Below are 16,755 nucleotides of genomic sequence, written 5' to 3'. Positions count from 1 at the left end.
TTCAGAAAATATTGTTAAATTAGGTATTTTTTCGGTATAATTACTTTAGAAAGAACTTTCGCACAAACAAAAGGGGGGATTTTATTGAAACAAACAAAAGCAATCTTAATCGCATTATTTCTAGGTCTAGTTGTTGGACTCACTCTAAATTTAGCCGCTCCATCTATCTTTGAGCCACTAAATCAATATGTGTTCAACCCAATTGGTCAATTGTTTATTCGCCTTATTAAAATGCTAGTTGTTCCTGTTGTATTCATTTCTATCGTACTTGGTGCTGCCGGCCTTGGAGATCCGAAACAACTTGGAAGAATCGGTTTAAAATCAATTTCATTCTTTCTCGTAACAACTGCGGTTGCCATCTCTATAGCGGTTACATTTGCACTTATTATAAAACCAGGAGCTGGCGGTAATTTTAAAACAGAAGGTCTTAAGTATGAAGGTGCAAAAACTGAAACATCTTTCGTCGAAACATTGCTAAATATCGTACCAGATAACCCAGCAAAAGCAATGGCTGACGGAAACATGTTACAAATCATTGCCTTTGCCGTATTGATTGGACTCGGTATAGCTATTTTAGGAAAACGAGTTCAAGGTATCCATTCATTACTTGAACAGGGCAACGAATTAATGATGTATCTTGTTAATCTCGTTATGAAATTAGCCCCAATTGGAACATTCGGTTTGCTCGCTTCATCCGTTGGTAAAATGGGTCTTGCAGGCGTCGCTGCGATGTTCAAGTATATGATTGTCGTTATGTTAGTACTCATTATTCACGGGGTCTTTGTATATGGCGGCCTATTAAAGGTATTAGCAAAAGAAAGTATCGTCCGGTTCTTTAAGCATTTCGGACCGGTAATGGCAATTGGATTTAGCACATCTAGCTCTAATGCATCTCTTCCATTTGCAATGAAAACCGCACAAGAGAAGCTTGGAGTTCCAAAAGCAATCAGCTCATTTGTACAACCACTCGGTGCAACGATTAATATGGATGGTACCGCTATTATGCAAGGGGTAGCAACTGTATTTATCGCTCAAGTATACGGAGTTGAACTTACATTACCGCAATTAGCTATGGTCGTATTAACTGCTGTACTAGCTAGTATTGGTACTGCTGGTGTACCAGGTGTTGGACTTGTAATGCTTACAATGGTTTTAAATCAAGTAAATCTACCAGTAGAAGGTATCGCTTTAATTATTGGTATTGACCGTATTCTAGATATGTCAAGAACAGCTGTAAACATTTCTGGTGATGCAATTTGTGCAATGATTGTCGCAAAATCAGAAGAAAAATATAATACTGATCAATCGGCAGCATCTTAAATCAAAAAAGGAGTGAATATATTCACTCCTTTTTTGATTTACTTCCTTTTTTCGAACGATATTCTTTCCCTTTATTATCATTACCAGTTTCAAATTCAGTGCTAAATTCCTGATTAAACTGGCCGGACTTTGGTGATCCTTGATTACCGCTCCCTTTACTACCGTTACGATTCGTCATATTTCTCCCTCCCTTCCTTGTATTAGTAGTATGGCGCTCTATCTTTTTTCATACACATTTTATTTTTTAACATCTACTACACACGAAAGAAGACCTTCCATATATAAGGAAGATCTTCTTTTTCATCACGTAAGCGTTTTCTTGTTTATAATCACTTAAATAAGTTTTTTGGAAATCGAAATCATTACACTCATTTCATCTTCTGAAAGTGCAGAGAATCTTTCTTGTAAATATTGTTTTTTCGCATCTTCCATTTTCGCAACTAAATCTTTCCCTTGTTCTGTAATCTCTAAATACACAACTCGGCGATCCGATGTAGAACGTGAACGAGTTACAAAACCTTTATTAATTAATTTTTCTGTAACAGCTGTAATATGACTATTCGACACATTTAATTCATTTGCTACACGCGATACCATTTCTTTATTCGTACGATTTAATATTCTCAGGACGATGAATTCATTCCACGGTATGTAACCACCGAATATTTTTCCGATATCATTACGCAATGTGCGAAACATAGCAAACACATTTGTCGATAGTTCTTCCATTAATTGCTCTCGATTTTGAGACAACTTTGACAGCTCCTTTTATTTCATTTAGTTAAATAAAAACCTTATTAATAATTTTACATGAAATCTTACTTTTTGTCACCTTATTTTCCCATAATTCGTAGTTTTTTAATAGGTATTTCATGATAAAATGAAGTTAACTTCCAGAAAAAGGGGGTATTTTAATGCATGAGGAGGAGAAATTCTCAAATCTCAGCCTAAAAGATAAAACGATTATCACTAGTATTATTGCTCTTTTTCTCATTATCGTTTTTGCATTTATATTTTTTGTATATGTAGGAATCTTTCAAATTACAGGTATAGAGTATAGTTCACGTACTGCGTTACTTCTCTTTTTTTATTAATCACTTTCTTAGACAGTATTACATTTTTCATCTTCAGTTTCTTCAAAGCGCTGCTATATCCACTGACACAAAACATGCCAAATTGGATTTCTATTACTCTTTTCTCGTTCATTGAAATTACACTAGATTGGTTCGTCATTCATACTGCTGATAATTGGATAGAAAGCGTACAAATGTCCAACACAGCTGAATTATGTGTCGTACTATTCTTTTTCCTCTTAAATAAATTATTAAGTGACGAGAAAGAGTAAGAATACAAGCTTTTCTATATAAAAATTGGTACAATGAAAGCAAATCTTACTAAAGAGGTGTTAATTATGAACTTACAACAATGGGCTGATAAAGGTATGTCCTTTGATACATATGTGAATGAAATGCAAGTAAACCAATACGAGCTACTACACATTTACAATAACTTTTTAATTCCAAATGAATTACTTCCTGTATTAGAAGAACGTCAAAATGACGGCTGGCGTGTTATCGTATTAACTGCTGATTGGTGTGGCGATGCTCTTTTATGCGTACCTGTTATGAAACGAATTTCTGAAGTTGCAAATATTGATATGAGTTTATTAATTCGCGATGAAAACTTAGAATTAATGGATCAATATTTAACAAATGGAACAGCACGTGCGATTCCAATCTTTATTTTCATTGATAAAGATGGAAATGAACAAGCCGTCTTTGGACCACGCGCTCCAAAAGTACAAGAATTAGTAACTTCAATGCGCGCTACATTACCTGAAAAAGAAGATCCAACATTCGAAGAAAAACAAAAAGAAATGTATGCTAATTTCCGTGCTACATTAGCTGATGATACTTCTCTTTGGGAGCATGTAATGGAAAATATGGTGGAAAAAATAGTAAAATAAAAAAACTGCCGAGCTCGGCAGTTTTTTTTATTACATAATGAAGAAATAGAATACCGCAGCTAAAATGAAACGATAGTAAGCGAACGGTGTTAGTTTTACACGAGATAATAATTTCAAGAATGAAACAATTGCAAGCATCGCAACAACGAATGCAGTTACAAATCCTGTTACAAATAGCGTTATATCTGCTGAGCTTAATACATCCCAGCTTTTAATTAAATCTAACCCACTTGCAGCTACCATCATCGGTACCGCTAAAATGAACGTATATTCAGCTGCCGCTGTATGCGACACGCGAGCTAATAAACCACCACTGATTGTAGAACCAGAACGAGAAAACCCTGGCCAAAGAGCTAAACATTGGAACATTCCAATTGTAAATGCCTGTTTATATGTGATTTCATCTAACGTTCTTGCTGTACTTGGTTTTGAAAACTTCTCAGCAACAATCATTAAAATACCACCGGCTACTAAGCTAATAACAACTGGTCCTGGACCAAATAAAACCTCTTTAATAGTGCTATGGAATAATACGCCAAGTACCCCGGCAGGAATCATCCCGATAATAATATGTAATAAATTTAACGATGGTCCGTCTGTTACTTTTCCTATTCCAACTAACGACCATAGACGCTTCCAGAATATAACAACAACTGCTAAAATCGATCCCAATTGGATAACAACTTCGAAAACTTTCGCTCTCTCATCTTCAAATCCAATTAAATGTCCTGTTAAAATCATATGTCCTGTTGATGATACTGGTAGAAACTCTGTTAACCCTTCAACAGCACCCATGATTAAACCAATTAACCAATCAGCCACAAGTAGTGCCTCCTTAATAACAAATAATATGTAATTTTTTCACACCTTATCATAATACCTTATCCCTTTTCAAAGTGCATCCTTTTTTTATTGGTTTCATATGTTGTAGGCGCGTATTTCTTTTCTAATCTTTGATTAAATTGTATGATAGTAAGAGTTTGTTTTTTTATACGGAAAGGGGATTTTATGAAAGAAACTACTTCATTCTCACAAAAGTTAAAGCAATTTGTATTACTATTTTTTCCGATTTTTGTAACGCAAATGTCATTATTTGCGATGAGTTTTTTTGATACAACAATGTCAGGACATGCAAGTCCAACTGATTTAGCAGGTGTTGCAATTGGAACAAGTATATGGCTTCCAGTTAGTACGGGATTAACAGGAATTTTAATGGCTACTACTCCCATTGTTGCACAGCTCGTTGGATCCAAGAAAAAAGAGGACGTTCCCCACGTTGTCATACAAGCAGTTTATTTAGCAATTTGTGCTAGCTTCGTTGTTATCCTCATCGGTTTCTTCGTCGTTTCACCTATTTTAAACGGCATGCGCTTAGAAGAACCTGTGGAACGAATTGCAGCTCAATTTTTAAGTATTATCGCAATAGGAATTATACCTTTATTCACGTACACTGTTTTACGTGGATTTATTGATGCATTAGGAAAAACTCGAACAACGATGATTATTACATTACTATCATTACCAATTAACGTAATATTAAATTACCTATTAATTTTTGGTAACTTCGGTTTCCCAAAGCTTGGTGGTGTCGGAGCAGCAATTGCTTCCACTGCAACATATTGGTGCATTTTAATTATTACAGTCATTATTATTCAGACGAAAGAGCCTTTTGCCTCTTTTAACATTTTCAAACAATTATATCGTCCTTCTCTTTCGAGTTGGACAGCATTCTTAAAGCTTGGCGTCCCTATCGGATTTGCTATCTTTTTTGAAACAAGTATTTTCGCTGCGGTAACGCTTATGATGAGTAATTTTAGTACGACAACTATTGCAGCTCACCAAGCAGCTATGAACTTTGCTTCCTTGTTATATATGACTCCGCTAAGTTTAGCAATGGCAATGACTATTGCAGTCGGATTCGAAGTCGGAGCAAAACGTTACGATAATGCAAAACAATACGGACTGATTGGAATTGGATTAGCCCTTGCCTTCGCTTTATTATATTCGATTCTTCTCTACTTCTTTGATAATCAAATTGCTTCTATTTATACGACAGATGCAAAAGTTCATCATTTAGCAAAAGAATTTCTTATCTTTGCGATTTTATTTCAAATTTCAGATGCAATTGCAACCCCTGTACAAGGAGCTCTGCGTGGTTATAAAGATGTAAATGTTGCTCTAATTATGACTTTAATTGCTTATTGGATAATAGGTCTACCACTAGGTTACATACTAGCAACGTATACAGAATGGGCCGCAAAAGGCTATTGGATCGGTCTTATTATCGGTCTAGCATTTGGCGCTGCCTTCCTACTTATCCGTCTCTTTCAAGTACAACGAAAATATGCAACACAAAACAGCCGCTAATAATAAAGCGGCTGTTTTCTTTATGCATATTTTTTCTTGTAACGTGTAATATAATGAAAAAGAAAGGTGGGTACATATGGACGACAAAGAAAAAAAGCAATCATTCGATGAAGAATTTGCCCCTGAAATTTCACCTGGATATCGGCAAGATGTACATAAGCCACCTAAATATAAAAACACTTCGTTTTTAATGGGCATTACCATTTTCGCTGCTGTATTACTCATACTTATCATTTTCGTTTATTTTTGATGAAAGGTGCCTATTATATGAAGAAACAAAATTCCAATCGTTCAAAAAGAACTGTTAAAACACAAAAAGGATATGCAGGAGATTCTGTTCATACACTTAAACAAGTCGAGCAAGGAAATTTATATATTGCTCAAAAAGAACTTGGTCAACAAAATGAAAATCTTTAAAGGCCCTTGATTCCTTGAGGGCCTTTTTATTCCGCATTAAGTAGTACACCCCCAAATGTTCTATTGAGCAATGAATTTCCTTTATTGTACGCGCTGCTTTTGTTCTAGCACCATAAATATATTATTAACCTTTACAATTTTCACTTCATAATTCAATTTCATTTTGCTTCTCTTACCATTTTCAGTACCCGCAACGTACGCTACAGCTTGATAAAGAAAACTCTCATCGGTCTCTTCACGTATCTCCTCGTTTGTAAATTTATACTCTAAATCTTGAAAACGATTTGGATAATAATTTCCCATTAATTGTTCATACCCTCTATTTAAAAATAGTTCTTCACCTTTTCGTTTCACATCTTCTTTATTAGTAAACTCAAACACTGATAGTTGCTCGGTCACAAAATGCTCTCCTACCTTTTTCATTTCATTATGAGTTAAATTTTCTATACTTTTGTTCTTTAATTCCTTATTTAACTCGTACTGATCAATCGGTTTAAAGGTAGCAAAAACCTTCTCTTTATATGACCAAAACAATACAAAAGCGATACATAGAGAAATGATTAACAATCTTTTTTTCGTAATACTCCCGCCCTTCTTCATAATGATAGCTATATTTTAACATATAGAAAGAAAATTCTGATATCATAAAGTAGAATAACTTAACTCAGAAACGAGGAACAATTATGGACTCTTACAAACATTATATAAAAGAAGCTTTGCCTAATCTTTCTATACGTTCATATAAACAAAATAAAGGAGGATGGGATAATGTAGCAGTTATAGTAAATGATGAGCTACTGTTTCGTTTCCCGCGAAAACAGGAATATGCAATGCGAATTCCGTTAGAAAAAGAACTATGCACAATTCTCACTCAATCACTACAAGAAATCAAAGTTCCACAATATCACCTAATTTATAAAAATGAATCTGATGAGGTTCCTCTTTGTAGTTACTATACTCTCATTCATGGTGAACCATTAAAAACAGAAACAATTGCCACGCTGGAGGATACAGAGCTGAAAGCAATTATTACAAAATTAGCTACTTTCCTTGCGGTACTACATAGTATTCCTTTAAACCAAGTTACAACGCTATGTTTCCCTATTAGAAAAACATGTACCTACTGGAAAGAGCTACAAACAAAATTAAACCAATATCTCACTACTAACCTTACTTCATTACAGAAACTAGCCTTAAATCGCTTATTTGAAAATTTCTTTGCATGTTTAGCTACATCCACTTTTCAAAACACAATCATTCACGCTGATTTTACACATCATCACATTTTATTTAACAAGCAGAACAAAAGCATTTCAGGTGTTATCGATTTTGGTGATGCGCAAATTGGCGATCCTGCTTTTGATTTTGCAGGACTATATTATGATTTCGGACATGAGTTTACTACATCTGTATATGAACAGTACAGTACACTTATTTCTCATCATGATCCATTACTCATTCACCGCATTACTACCTTTTATCAATACAGTCCTTTACTACATAATATTATTTATAACTTTGAGTCAGAGAATGAACTCGAATTCATTACAAGTACAGAACAGCTAAAAACGATATTACAGGGATGAGATTACATTCTCTCCCTGTATACTCTTTCCTCATACATCATTAACTTTTTATCCATTTCAACAATAACTTTATACAATTGAAATGCCTGTAAGATTTGCAGTTGAATTTCAAAAGGAGCATTTTGTTCTTTTAACCATTGAAATACTTTCGTTTCATCTTTCATTGATTATTCCTCCCTTTATCCCGCTATTTGCGGGCAGTAAGACCCCCACCTCAAAATTCAGCGGAAGCAAAGAAGTTAGGTGGGGGGCGGGCTGCCCGTTAAAGCCCGATTGGTTAAGGCTAATAATCAGTGGGTGATGAACAAAACCCCACTAATTAAAATTTCACTTTATTAAAATCTGCTACAAATATACCGTAAATGATGAAAAGCTTTTCATGTCAATAACAAAAAAGGATGCAAAGTTGCATCCTTTAATGAACTATATTTTTCTTCTGTTTCGCTTCTTTCTTTACTTCTTCCCTTTGGCATTCACTACGAAACGCACAACTTATACACTCAGAACGAAAATGACGCTCAGTATAATGCTCAGGTTGCTGTAACATTTCTTTCATTCTAGATAAATCAGCCATTCCAGTTATAATATCTTCTTGTTTCGGAATGTACTCATACTTAGTTCCTTCTATTAAATTAATAACTTCAATTTTTCCTGGAAGAACGCCGAAAGCTTTATAACTGAATACTGTCATTAGCTTCTGACAAAGAGCAAGCATTTCCTCATCCGCATCGACAACATACTTTTTAATTACAAACGACTCAGCATTCCACTCACCAACTTCAAATGTCAATGACATGTGGACACCTAACTCTTCCATATATGTTTGAAACTTCTCGTATAAAAACAATGGTGGTGTCTGACTATCATCCCTTTCAACAAACTGTAATAAGTGATCCGTTAGCTTCGCTAATACAATATAGTACTCCGTCTTCGAAGCAAACATATTAATCCTTACTTTTTTCCAATACTTTTCTATTAATATTAAAAGTACAATTTTCGTTTGTTGACCCGCAGGTAGCGTGTAATACTCGTTAATAATTTGATTCACAATCATTTGCGCTATTTGTTGCCATTCAAATGAAGAAGGTTCTCTTCTTTTTATATGACGAAAATAAAATTTATGCGGACACCGCATAAAATCATACAAATGATAATCTGTCATCGTTTTGATTGAGATTTTCTCATGCACTTGCTCTTCAGCTCCCTTCTGCCATTAAGAAAGGTGTTTTACAAATTTAGCTCCAAACTGTAAACATTTTTCTACATCTTCATCTTCTGGCGTTAATTCTACTTTTAGTCCTTCTAACACAACTGCTGCTCCGCGCTCTTGTAGCTTTTCTATTAAAATGTCAACCGCCACTCCGTATTTCGGATAAGCCGAATCACATGATCCGAATACGGCCGCTTTTTTCCCAGTTAAATCAATAGAATCCATTGCATCATAAAAATCTAAGAAATCATCAGGAAGATCACCATCTCCCCATGTGTATGCACCTAAAATAATTCCATCATACTGTTCCAATATAGAAGCTTCTGGTGAATCCATAATATCAATAACTTCAATTTCATTTTCTGTTTCACGAATTACGCCGGCAATATGGTCAGCCATTTCCTCTGTATTTCCACTCATACTTGCAAAAATCATTACTAACTTACTCAACTGAACCTCTCCCTTTACTTTGTATCTCTTTTTCTGTTTGAATGCTCTTCTTCTCATCTACATATTCAGACCGAATTACATTTCGTTGCCATTCCATATGCTGATCAACATCTTTATTTTTATCTTTTAATCCCCTCCGTAGAAGGTGAAATTTTTTTCTCATTAACATGTCGCATCCATCCTATTGATAATAATTATCAATTTCAACTATATTTAGATTAATTGACATTGATTATCAATGTCAACAACTATTTTAAAAAAAATGATTAAAATGTACAAGCTTGTCCGTTAGCTATTCATATACTATAAATGAGCATAGTTCTTTCTCAGCCCTCTCTGACGGAAAGAAATAAAAGCAACTGCGATAGAGCGCAGTTGCCTTTTTTTGTTTTTCTATGATTTTAGTAATCTTATAGTAGTCTCTAAGAATAGCTCCACTCCACAAATTAATGCTGATTCATCCACGTCAAATTTCGGATGATGATGTGGATAACAAGTATATATATTTTCATTACCTGTTCCTAATTTAATGAAACAACCGGGTGCTTTTCTTAAATATGCTGAAAAATCTTCCCCACCCATAGAAGGTTCAAGCTTAACAACACGCTCATTCCCAAACAAATGTAGTGCACTTTCTTCTACTATTTTCGTAATATATTCATCATTAATAACCGGATCATATCCATATCGATACGTATATGTATACGATCCTCCATGTGCTTCTGTAATTCCTTTCACAATTTTTTCGATTTTCCCTTCTGCTTCTATTCTTAATGTTTGATTAAAAGAACGTACAGTTCCCATTAAAGTTGCTGTACTTGGAATAATATTATCAGCCATTCCCCCATGGAACTGCGTAACTGAAACGACTCTTTGCATGAAAGCACTTGTATTTCTTGATACGATATGTTGTAAATTTGTAATAATCTGTGCTCCGATAGCAATAGGGTCAATCGTTTCTTCTGGACGTGCTGCATGTCCTCCTTTGCCTTGAATCTCAACTGTAAATACGTCTGGAGCTGCCATCATTGGCCCATACGCAATACCTATCTTTCCGCTCTCCAATCCAGACATAACATGTAAACCTATTACATAATCAACACCGTCCATAACGCCCGCCTCGACCATTTCTTGTCCACCACCAGGGTATGCTTCTTCTGCATGCTGAAAGAATAGACGAACTTCCCCTACAAACTCTTCCTTCATATTTGATAACATCTCTGCTGTACTTAATAAAATAGCTGCATGAGCATCGTGCCCACATGCATGCATCACTCCTTTATTTACAGACGTATAAGATTTCCTTGTCTCCTCTTGGATTGGTAAAGCATCTATATCAGCTCGAATCGCAATCACTTTCCCTTGCTTCACGCCTCTTTTAATTGCTAGTACACTATACTTCGTCGGTCTCGTTACTTCAAAAGAAGAAAACGAGCATAATGTATCATATATAAATTGCGAAGTTTCTTTTTCATGAAATGATAATTCCGGATACTTATGAAAATGCCTTCTCCATTTCACGATATTTTCTTCCGAAATTAGACTCTTCCACACTCTATTCATGATAATTTCCTCCTTTTCAAAAGAACTAGAAATTTTAAATTTTACTCCGTCTTAAATGATTAATAAAAGCAAATACTGCATTTTTACGTATTCTTATAGTCCACTTTTATGTATTCACACAATCCACTTTCTATTTACATATCAAACCCATTACAAATTCATGCTGAATGTAATATAATTGCTAAGTTAGGGATTTTCTTTTTTAGTATTTAGTGCTAATATCAGAAAAGAGCCTTTTGACTTATTTTTACCTAAAATGTGGGATTTTGTTTTTTTCACAATAATGTAGGACATGATACCTACAAAGAGCTATTATTTCATTAAGAGAGGGAAAGACATGGAAAGATTAAAAGAGATATGGTCTCGACCACTCACACAATGGGTTGCAAAGACGGTTTATTATCTTGCAATTTTATTTGCATTACTTTGGTTGTATGGATTCCATGATACAAACACAAGTACATTTATTTACAATGAATTCTAGGGTGGGAACGTTATGAAGTTATTAGAACTAATTGAAAAGTGGGCTATTGAAACGCCTGATCAAACTGCTTTTGTTTGGCGAGATGCGAAAATTACGTACAAACAATTAAAGGAAGATTCTGATGCGTTAGCACATTGGATTTCTTCTGCGTATCCAGATGATCGTTCACCAATTATGGTGTATGGCCATATGCAACCTGAAATGATTATTAACTTTTTAGGATGTGTAAAAGCTGGACATGCTTATATTCCTGTAGATTTATCTATCCCAGCTGATCGTGTACAACGTATCGCTGAAAATTCTGGTGCGAAATTACTTTTATCGGCAGCAGCAGTAACTGTAACTGATTTACCAGTTCGCATCGTAAGTGAAGACAACTTAAAAGATATTTTCTTTACTCATAAAGGGAACACTCCAAATCCTGAACATGCGGTAAAAGGTGATGAGAACTTCTACATTATTTACACATCAGGAAGCACAGGTAATCCGAAAGGGGTTCAGATTACTTATAACTGCCTTGTTAGCTTTACAAAATGGGCTGTAGAAGATTTTAACTTACAAACAGGGCAAGTATTCTTAAACCAAGCACCTTTCTCATTCGATTTATCTGTCATGGATATTTACCCATCATTAGTAACAGGTGGTACACTTTGGGCAATCGATAAAGATATGATTGCGCGTCCAAAAGACTTGTTTGCTTCTTTAGAGCAATCGGATATACAAGTATGGACTTCCACACCTTCTTTCGCTGAAATGTGTTTAATGGAAGCATCCTTCTCTGAGAGTATGCTACCGAACATGAAAACATTCTTATTCTGTGGTGAAGTATTACCAAATGAAGTAGCTAGAAAATTAATTGAGCGTTTCCCAAATGCAACAATTATGAATACGTACGGTCCAACAGAAGCTACTGTCGCTGTAACAGGTATTCACGTTACAGAAGAAGTACTTGATCAATACAAATCACTTCCAGTTGGCTATTGTAAATCAGACTGTCGCCTTCTTATTATGAAAGAAGATGGCACGATTGCACCTGATGGTGAAAAAGGTGAAATCGTAATTGTCGGTCCAAGCGTAAGCGTTGGATACTTAGGAAGCCCTGAATTAACAGAAAAAGCATTTACTATGATTGACGGTGAGCGTGCCTATAAAACAGGCGATGCTGGCTATGTAGAAAATGGTCTTCTATTCTATAATGGTCGTCTTGATTTCCAAATTAAGCTGCATGGTTATCGAATGGAATTAGAAGAAATTGAGCATCACCTTCGTGCGTGTTCTTACGTTGAGGGAGCAGTTATCGTTCCAATTAAAAAAGGTGAGAAATACGATTATTTATTAGCGGTTGTTGTTCCTGGAGAGCATTCGTTTGAAAAAGAATTCAAATTAACATCTGCAATCAAAAAAGAACTCAATGAGCGATTACCAAACTACATGATTCCACGTAAATTCATGTATCAATCTTCTATTCCAATGACACCAAATGGAAAGGTAGATCGCAAAAAATTATTGAGTGAGGTTACAGCATGACCGCATATGGATCATTTTATTTTTTCGCTATAGTGGGCATTTTATTAATACCTACTATCATAGCTGGATTAAAAGGTAAAATGTTGCGTAAATATAATGCCGTTTTAACATTAGTCATGCTTGCTATTATCTTCTCAGATAAACCAAAGCAAGCAATGATGTTAGCTGCATTTATTATTTGGCAATATGCCCTTATTAAAGGCTATTTAATTTTAAGAAAACAAAATAATAGTACATTCACATTTTGCATAGCTGTTATTTTATCGATTTTGCCTCTTATTTTGGCAAAAATCGCACCATTTGCATCGTTATTACCTGAGTTAAAACTTGTTGTTTTTCTAGGTATATCTTACGTAACATTCAGAGCAGTTCAAATGGTATTTGAAGTTCGTGATGGTTTAATTAAAGAGCTTTCTTTCTTTAACTTCTGGGAATTCGTTTTATTCTTCCCTGCAATTTCAACAGGACCTATCGATCGTTACAGAAGATTCCAAAAAGATATTCAAAAGCCACCTAGCGCTGAAGAATATCAAAATTTACTATATACAGGACTAAATCGTATTTTCCAAGGTTTCTTGTATAAATTTATTATTGCTTACTTAATAAAGCAATATTGTATGGATCCAGCATTCGCTCAACACGATACAATCTTTTCAAATATGATTTACATGTATAGCTATAGCTTATATCTATTCTTTGATTTTGCTGGTTATAGCTCTTTTGTAATTGGTGTAAGTTATATGATGGGAATTAAAACGCCAGAAAACTTTAATAAGCCATTCCTTAGTCGTAATATTAAAGACTTCTGGAACCGCTGGCACATGAGTTTATCATTCTGGTTCCGTGATTTTATTTACATGCGTTTCGTCTTTTTTGCAACGAAGAAAAAGTTAATTAAGAACCGTTACACAATTTCATATATCGGTGCATTTTTAAACTTTTTCATTATGGGAATTTGGCATATCCAAGGAAGCGCTGTTGCGCAGTATATTATTTATGGTCTATATCATGCCGCACTGTTTATTTTATTCGATATTTTCGAACGAAAAAACAAGAAGCATAAGTTTTGGCCAAACACTAAATTTACACGCATCCTTGCGATTGTAATTACGTTCCACGTTGTATGTTTCGGTTTCCTAATCTTCTCTGGACACCTTAACAGATACTTTTAATGCACCCTTCTTATTCCATTAAGAAGTTGCACATATAATATATTTCGGATATAAAGGAGATTTTAAAAATGGCAGAATTCAAAGAGCAAGTATTAGATATTTTAGAAGAAGTATGTGAAAACGATATTGTGAAAGAAAACTTAGATGTTCAATTATTTGAAGAAGGTATCCTTGATTCTTTCGCTGTAGTATCTTTATTAGTTGAATTCCAAGAGCGTTTAGATATTGAAGTTTCTATTTCTGATTTTGACCGTGACGAGTGGGCTACACCAAACATGGTTATTAAAAAGTTGGAAGAAATCCGATGAACAAAGCAAAATTTGGTCCGATGCTTTTAGCATTGGCCCTTTTTGCTGTATTCTTACTTATTCCAACGCGCTTCCTACTTCCACTTTTAAGTGATGAAAAAGTAGAACAAGCTGCTACTTCTTTAAAAGAAGAAAAAATTCAAAGTATGATTTTACAGCAAAAGATGTTAGCAAATCCAAAATATCTTCCGATGTACGGTTCATCGGAATTCGCACGTATGGATGCTTTCCATCCATCTAATTATTTTAAAGTAAAGCCTGAAGGGTTCACACCATTCCTTCTTGGACGCGGCGGAACACAAGACCTTGTACATGTGTTAAACTTCGCATCTACAATGGATCAATTGAAAGATAAGAAAATGGTATTCGTTCTTTCTCCGCAATGGTTTGTACCACAAGGTATTGATGAAACGCACTTTGCACCTAACTTTTCAAAGCAACAAGGTTACCATTTCATTTTCAACAATGATTTAAAACCTGAAATGAAAAAACAAATTGCAAAGCGTTTATTAAACTTTGAGATTGTAAAAAAAGAAACTTTATTAAAAATTTCGCTTGAAGGCATTGCTTATGATGATACGAAGTATAAAGTAAAAGCACTTGCTGCTAAACCTTTCGCTTATATTTATCGTAACATTTTAGATCGTAAAGATTTATTTACAGCTATGTTTAATATTAAACCGCACAAAGAAAAGCTTGATCCTTCATTAAAACAAATGAACTGGGAAGAGGCTCGTAAACATGCGGATCAAACAGGTGCAGTAGAATCTGGATCTAATGAATACGGTATTGAAGATGATTATTTCAATAGCAAAATTAAGAAAAAATTAAAGCAACGTGAAGGTTACTTAAAAAATGATGCTTATGACCAATCGCCAGAATATGAAGATTTACAAATTGTACTTGATTTATTAAAACAATCTGGTGCAAAACCGCTCTTCATTTCTGTTCCTGTCAAAGGTCCTTGGTACGACTACGCTGGCTTCCCGAAAGAACGCCGTGAAGCATACTATAAGAAAGTTCATGAGCAAATCGAAAAAGCTGGTTATCCAATTGCCGACTTCTCAAATCATGAATACGATAAATACTTCTTAAAAGATCATATGCACTTAGGTTGGAAAGGCTGGGTTTACATCGACGAAGCCATCCAACAATTTTATAAAGCAAACTAATGAAAAGACCGCTTGAATTACTCAAGTGGTCTTTTTGTATATATTTTGTAATTGCTCGATTGCATTCTCCGCTTCTTTCATAACCCGCTCCACTACATGCTGAGCTGATTCGATTCGTGCCAACGATGCTGCCTGTCCTGCCCAAAGTGACATATATTCTTCCTTATTTTGCTTCGCTGCCTCTTGGCGTATTTTAGAAGTTAATACGTTTTGCACTGGATACATCGGAAGCCCTTCTTCTTTTCCTTCATGTCTCTCTATAAATTCATTCCGGATACCCCGTGCATATTTCCCGGAAAACGCACGAGTTACCGTTGTGCTCGTATCTGTACTATGTAAAACCGCTTCTTTATACACATCGTGCGTAATACTCTCTTCACTTGTTAAAAAGGCCGATCCCATTTGAACACCTTCTGCTCCTAGTGCCAATGCCGCAACAAGCCCTTGTCCGTTCATTACACCACCTGCTGCGACAATTGGGATATGCGGAACAGCTTCTACTAACTGAGGTACTAACGCAAAAGTACCAATCATAGCATCTCGTTCTTTCCCAATAAACGTTCCTCTATGCCCTCCTGCTTCGCTACCTTGTCCGATAATAATATCTACTCCTAGCTCGGCAAGTACTTTCGCTTCCTTCACATGGGTAGCTGTTCCGATAACTTTTATTCCACTTCTTTTTAAATCATTTATTTCTTCTTTTTCTAACGTTTGAAATGCAAAACTAACGACCGGTACTTTTTCATCTAATAGCACTTGTAATTGTTCCTTATAGCTTTTTGGAAGCTTTAACGTTCCTTCTACTTCTATACCTAATTCTCTATTCACTCCGCTTAGTAATACTTTCGCCTCATTTACCTTCTCTTCTTCTATTTGTATCTCTTTCGTTACAAGTAAATTAACACTGAAAGGCTTATCTGTTAGTTCTCTTATTCTATAAATCGCTTCACAAATTTGTTCTGGGCTCATATAGCCCGCTCCAAGCGTCCCTAATCCTCCGCTATTACTTACTGCTGCAACGAGTTCTGGCGTCGTAATCGCGCCTGCCATACCGGCTTGAACAACGGGATACTCAATTTTTAATATGTCTGTTACTCGACTTGTAAACATCATTTTCCCTCCTATTTCCCTTATATCTTCTTTATTTGATAAGCTTTCCCCTGCTTTTGCAAGGGTTGAACTTCATATGAAGCGAATATATTGAAAGATAAGG

21 protein-coding genes and 1 pseudogene are annotated in these 16,755 nt (G+C 35.2%); 12 read left to right on the top strand and 10 right to left on the bottom strand.

Features of this window, described 5'->3' with window-relative positions:
- The first annotated feature begins 84 nt into the window (after window positions 1-84).
- Window positions 85-1,320, top strand: a complete 1,236-nt coding sequence (locus BCG9842_RS06690) for a dicarboxylate/amino acid:cation symporter (protein ID WP_000814811.1) — start codon at window positions 85-87, stop codon at window positions 1,318-1,320.
- A 22-nt stretch (window positions 1,321-1,342) separates the two neighbouring features.
- On the opposite strand, the gene BCG9842_RS06685 is transcribed toward BCG9842_RS06690, so the two are convergent.
- Window positions 1,343-1,498: a hypothetical protein gene (locus BCG9842_RS06685; RefSeq protein ID WP_000184928.1), complete on the bottom strand. Its 156-nt coding sequence runs from the start codon at window positions 1,496-1,498 to the stop codon at window positions 1,343-1,345.
- Between the two features lie 155 nt (window positions 1,499-1,653).
- A complete protein-coding gene (locus tag BCG9842_RS06680) occupies window positions 1,654-2,073 on the bottom strand; it encodes a MarR family winged helix-turn-helix transcriptional regulator (RefSeq protein WP_000081433.1) in 420 nt (139 codons plus the stop codon).
- Window positions 2,074-2,234: 161 nt separating this feature from the next.
- Between BCG9842_RS06680 and BCG9842_RS06675 the strand changes: the two are divergent.
- Window positions 2,235-2,665 (top strand): annotated as a pseudogene (locus BCG9842_RS06675) (regulatory YrvL family protein).
- A gap of 33 nt (window positions 2,666-2,698) precedes the next feature.
- The gene (locus BCG9842_RS06670; protein ID WP_003260458.1) at window positions 2,699-3,286 is read left to right on the top strand and encodes a thioredoxin family protein; all 588 of its coding nucleotides are present in this window, start codon (window positions 2,699-2,701) and stop codon (window positions 3,284-3,286) included.
- A gap of 30 nt (window positions 3,287-3,316) precedes the next feature.
- Here the strand turns inward: BCG9842_RS06670 and uppP are convergent, their stop codons facing one another.
- Window positions 3,317-4,108, bottom strand: coding sequence for a bacitracin resistance undecaprenyl-diphosphatase (gene uppP / locus BCG9842_RS06665; RefSeq protein WP_000796263.1), 792 nt, complete (start codon window positions 4,106-4,108; stop codon window positions 3,317-3,319).
- A gap of 186 nt (window positions 4,109-4,294) precedes the next feature.
- Between uppP and BCG9842_RS06660 the strand changes: the two genes are divergently transcribed.
- The 3 genes from BCG9842_RS06660 to BCG9842_RS31255 all read left to right on the top strand — a co-directional run bounded on the left by BCG9842_RS06660 (window position 4,295) and on the right by BCG9842_RS31255 (window position 6,070).
- Window positions 4,295-5,653 (top strand): MATE family efflux transporter, encoded by a 1,359-nt coding sequence (locus BCG9842_RS06660; RefSeq protein ID WP_000665558.1) that lies wholly within the window; start codon window positions 4,295-4,297, stop codon window positions 5,651-5,653.
- Window positions 5,654-5,729: 76 nt separating this feature from the next.
- Window positions 5,730-5,903: a hypothetical protein gene (locus BCG9842_RS06655; protein WP_000341062.1), complete on the top strand. Its 174-nt coding sequence runs from the start codon at window positions 5,730-5,732 to the stop codon at window positions 5,901-5,903.
- Between the two features lie 17 nt (window positions 5,904-5,920).
- Window positions 5,921-6,070, top strand: a complete 150-nt coding sequence (locus tag BCG9842_RS31255) for a hypothetical protein (protein ID WP_000744623.1) — start codon at window positions 5,921-5,923, stop codon at window positions 6,068-6,070.
- Between the two features lie 81 nt (window positions 6,071-6,151).
- Here BCG9842_RS31255 and BCG9842_RS06645 read toward each other — a convergent pair whose 3' ends face one another.
- Complete coding sequence (locus BCG9842_RS06645; RefSeq protein ID WP_002083113.1) at window positions 6,152-6,670, bottom strand: hypothetical protein; 519 nt, start codon at window positions 6,668-6,670, stop codon at window positions 6,152-6,154.
- A gap of 83 nt (window positions 6,671-6,753) precedes the next feature.
- Between BCG9842_RS06645 and BCG9842_RS06640 the strand changes: the two genes are divergently transcribed.
- A complete protein-coding gene (locus BCG9842_RS06640) occupies window positions 6,754-7,656 on the top strand; it encodes an aminoglycoside phosphotransferase family protein (RefSeq protein ID WP_000378990.1) in 903 nt (300 codons plus the stop codon).
- Window positions 7,657-7,658: 2 nt separating this feature from the next.
- On the opposite strand, the gene BCG9842_RS31250 is transcribed toward BCG9842_RS06640, so the two are convergent.
- The 5 genes from BCG9842_RS31250 to BCG9842_RS06615 all read right to left on the bottom strand — a co-directional run bounded on the left by BCG9842_RS31250 (window position 7,659) and on the right by BCG9842_RS06615 (window position 10,879).
- Entirely contained in the window at window positions 7,659-7,820 is a 162-nt protein-coding gene (locus tag BCG9842_RS31250; RefSeq protein WP_000651086.1) for a hypothetical protein, read from the bottom strand.
- A 251-nt stretch (window positions 7,821-8,071) separates the two neighbouring features.
- Window positions 8,072-8,845, bottom strand: coding sequence for a hypothetical protein (locus BCG9842_RS06630; RefSeq protein WP_000544580.1), 774 nt, complete (start codon window positions 8,843-8,845; stop codon window positions 8,072-8,074).
- 24 nt (window positions 8,846-8,869) lie between these two features.
- Window positions 8,870-9,316 carry a flavodoxin gene (locus tag BCG9842_RS06625; protein WP_000041154.1) on the bottom strand — a complete coding sequence of 149 codons (447 nt, stop codon included), beginning with the start codon at window positions 9,314-9,316 and terminating at the stop codon, window positions 8,870-8,872.
- Window positions 9,309-9,485, bottom strand: coding sequence for a hypothetical protein (locus BCG9842_RS31245; RefSeq protein ID WP_000929009.1), 177 nt, complete (start codon window positions 9,483-9,485; stop codon window positions 9,309-9,311). The genes BCG9842_RS06625 and BCG9842_RS31245 overlap by 8 nt, the downstream gene beginning before the upstream one ends.
- A 224-nt stretch (window positions 9,486-9,709) precedes the next feature.
- Window positions 9,710-10,879 (bottom strand): amidohydrolase, encoded by a 1,170-nt coding sequence (locus BCG9842_RS06615; protein ID WP_001082809.1) that lies wholly within the window; start codon window positions 10,877-10,879, stop codon window positions 9,710-9,712.
- A 337-nt stretch (window positions 10,880-11,216) separates the two neighbouring features.
- Here BCG9842_RS06615 and BCG9842_RS06610 point away from each other — a divergent pair, with 337 nt between their 5' ends.
- The 5 genes from BCG9842_RS06610 to dltD all read left to right on the top strand — a co-directional run bounded on the left by BCG9842_RS06610 (window position 11,217) and on the right by dltD (window position 15,542).
- Entirely contained in the window at window positions 11,217-11,363 is a 147-nt protein-coding gene (locus tag BCG9842_RS06610) for a teichoic acid D-Ala incorporation-associated protein DltX (protein WP_000440293.1), read from the top strand.
- Window positions 11,364-11,375: 12 nt separating this feature from the next.
- Window positions 11,376-12,890 (top strand): D-alanine--poly(phosphoribitol) ligase subunit DltA, encoded by a 1,515-nt coding sequence (dltA, locus tag BCG9842_RS06605; protein WP_000770497.1) that lies wholly within the window; start codon window positions 11,376-11,378, stop codon window positions 12,888-12,890.
- The gene (dltB, locus tag BCG9842_RS06600; RefSeq protein ID WP_000127955.1) at window positions 12,887-14,062 is read left to right on the top strand and encodes a D-alanyl-lipoteichoic acid biosynthesis protein DltB; all 1,176 of its coding nucleotides are present in this window, start codon (window positions 12,887-12,889) and stop codon (window positions 14,060-14,062) included. The genes dltA and dltB overlap by 4 nt, the downstream gene beginning before the upstream one ends.
- Before the next feature lie 68 nt (window positions 14,063-14,130).
- Window positions 14,131-14,370 carry a D-alanine--poly(phosphoribitol) ligase subunit DltC gene (gene dltC, locus BCG9842_RS06595; protein WP_000807310.1) on the top strand — a complete coding sequence of 80 codons (240 nt, stop codon included), beginning with the start codon at window positions 14,131-14,133 and terminating at the stop codon, window positions 14,368-14,370.
- Window positions 14,367-15,542 (top strand): D-alanyl-lipoteichoic acid biosynthesis protein DltD, encoded by a 1,176-nt coding sequence (dltD, locus tag BCG9842_RS06590; protein WP_001030287.1) that lies wholly within the window; start codon window positions 14,367-14,369, stop codon window positions 15,540-15,542. Before dltC ends, dltD begins: the two co-directional genes overlap by 4 nt.
- Before the next feature lie 21 nt (window positions 15,543-15,563).
- On the opposite strand, the gene BCG9842_RS06585 is transcribed toward dltD, so the two are convergent.
- On the bottom strand, window positions 15,564-16,652 hold the full coding sequence (locus BCG9842_RS06585; protein WP_000495273.1) for an NAD(P)H-dependent flavin oxidoreductase: 1,089 nt from the start codon (window positions 16,650-16,652) through the stop codon (window positions 15,564-15,566).
- Window positions 16,653-16,755: the final 103 nt, after the last annotated feature.

This window comes from Bacillus cereus G9842 (assembly GCF_000021305.1).
Taxonomy (GTDB): domain Bacteria; phylum Bacillota; class Bacilli; order Bacillales; family Bacillaceae_G; genus Bacillus_A; species Bacillus_A thuringiensis_S.
The sequence above is the reverse complement of the archived record's forward strand: the minus strand, read 5'-3'. Positions and strand labels throughout refer to the sequence as shown.